This window comes from Flavobacterium sp. Leaf359 (genome assembly GCF_001423985.1).
Taxonomy (GTDB): domain Bacteria; phylum Bacteroidota; class Bacteroidia; order Flavobacteriales; family Flavobacteriaceae; genus Flavobacterium; species Flavobacterium lindanitolerans.
Genome location: NZ_LMPW01000010.1, coordinates 200,404 through 200,762, shown reverse-complemented (window position 1 = coordinate 200,762; position 359 = coordinate 200,404). Strand labels below are relative to the sequence as shown.

The window sequence follows — 359 nt, the reverse complement described above, 5'->3', positions numbered from 1 at the left end:
AGTCATTATTGAAATAGGTAGACACATTCGTGGTCCATGCCACACACTTGAATAAGTTTCCAGTGCAACTATCTTCATAAAGTTCCATCGCAAGATACATTGTCGAGTTCGTTGATGCCCTGGACAGGTTAACGGACATGGTCTGTTCCGTTGCCGTAAAACGGTACCAAACATCCTGGCTGCTGGTGTTAGCGCATGTAGGAACTGCTCCGTTCAAAAGCGATCCGCTAAAAGTGCCAACGGTATCCACGCAGGAAGTACCCGGCGTGAGCTGTACTGCCGCAGCACAACTGTCGTTTGAAGGTTTTGGGAAAGAACGGACGCAGATATTGAAACCTTGCGTACTAAGGTCGGAGCTC

The 359-nt window shown here is 48.5% G+C and carries 1 protein-coding gene; it reads right to left on the bottom strand.

The annotated features are described in order from the left end of the window. A partial coding sequence (locus ASG38_RS17975; RefSeq protein ID WP_162239659.1) for a hypothetical protein occupies positions 1-359 on the bottom strand: 359 nt, incomplete at both ends.